The organism is Candidatus Symbiopectobacterium sp. NZEC135, from assembly GCF_025962695.1.
In genome coordinates this window covers 1-1786 of sequence record NZ_JAGFPF010000322.1, presented here as the reverse complement: position 1 = coordinate 1786, position 1786 = coordinate 1, and the positions used below count along the sequence as shown (strand labels likewise).

General features: G+C 56.8%; 1 protein-coding gene. It reads right to left on the bottom strand.

Annotated elements, in window-relative coordinates; genetic code table 11:
- A partial coding sequence (locus J5224_RS26430; protein WP_264628140.1) for a type VI secretion system tip protein VgrG occupies positions 1-1735 on the bottom strand: 1735 nt, incomplete at its 3' end.
- Between the last annotated feature and the right edge of the window lie 51 nt (positions 1736-1786).

Here is a 1786-nt window from a genome sequence, read left to right as displayed (position 1 = left end):
TGCTGTCCACGCTGAATACACCGCTGATTTTCTGCGCCAGATCGCCCTTAACCTGTATGCCCCGATCGCCTTCCGTCAGCGATAAATGGTTGCCCGTGGTTTTGTAATCCTGATTGCCTTCCACCGTAACCTTGCGATTATTGGCAACCACCAGTTCTTCATCATGTCCGATGCTGGTTGTACGGTTATAGTCCACACGCTCATCTTTGGAATTGAGCACCCGCACAGCCATATTCTTCTGAGCGTGAAGGAAAATCTCTTCGTTATCCGTGGCATCTTCGAAACTCAGCTCGTTAAATCCCTGACCTTTGTGCGTCTGGGAGCGCAAAATGGTGCGGGTTTTATTGGCGGGCAGTGGATACGGTGACGGATTGGTGGCGTGAAAGGTTCTACCCGTCACGACAGGCTGGTCCGGATCGCCTTCGAGGAAACTGACAATCACCTCATGCCCGATGCGCGGAATGGCTATCAGCCCGTACTGACCGCCTGCCCAGCCCTGACTAACCCGCACCCAGCAGGAACTTTGGTCATCGCTGGCGCCGTAGCGGTCCCACGGGAATTGCAGCTTCACCCGGCCATGTTCATCGCAGTAGATTTCTTCCCCCGCCGGACCCACCACGGTGGCTATCTGCGGGCCATCCACCATCGGTTTGTACGGCAGGTCGGCACGCCAGGTGCTTTTGGCACTGATAACCTCGAAGCTGTTGCTGTAAGTGGTGGGTTCACCGCCGCTTTCTTCTTCCAGAGCTTGTGGTTGCTGCCCGCTGTGGGTTATCGCGACCAGTTGCCAGTCGCTATTCAGCATCGAATTGGGGTGTTCGGTCAGGGTAAAGCTGCTGCCCGGCATCAGCATCGCGGCATTGGATTCGCCGGAGCCGGTCATGGCATTGGCGCGTAATGCATCCAACCGGTAGCCGGTAAAGGCCTTGCCGCTCGAGTCTTGTTTAAAACGTCCGGGATAGTCGAAGTGTTGGTAGCTTTCGCGCTGGTGCGCCAGTTCAGCGCTCAGCTTGCTGTGCAGCAGACCGTAGGCTGGCGTTTTGAAGCTGTAGTCCTTGAGGGCGACTTCTGCGGTGCTGACCGCCTCGGCATAGCGGAAACGGCGCACATAGTCGCCTTCGCTCAGACCCTGAGCGGCTAGATTAAAGAACAGCTCGGGGCCTTTGCTGAGAGCCCCGGCATCATCAGCAAACACCACGCGGTGGCTACCCGCGTCAAACTCGTGGAAGAAGTACAGACCTTCCTCAGCCGCCAACCGGGTGATAAACGCCAAATCGCTTTCCCGGTACTGCACACAGTATTCACGCACCGCATGGTCGTTACGCAGCGCAAAGGCGTAATCGGTAATGCCGGACTCTTCCAGCAAGGTACCGATAATGACCTCCGGCTTTTGCGCCTGAAAGATGCGGGCATTGGTACGCAGACCCAGCCGCCACAGTGCAGGACGCACCTCTATCTGATAGCGGGTACGGCGAAAACCGGTGTCCCCTTGGGCAAAGGCGCTGACAATCCCGTTCACTCTGCGCTTCAACTCGCCGTTGTACCACACCAGCAGCTCACAGGGCTGGTCCAGCACCGTACCAAAATCGACATCCGGCAAGGCACTCGCCAGATTCAGCGACAGGGAGAATGACTGGTTAAGTGCTTCGCTGAGTTGAAAATCCACCACGGCAAAGGTCGAGGCGGGCAATGCACCGACCTTTACCGTGAACTGCAATCCTGTACTGTTTGCCACGTCTATTCCCTCGCTTCCCGTGATGAAAACCGCGCTGTCTGCACTCAGGTC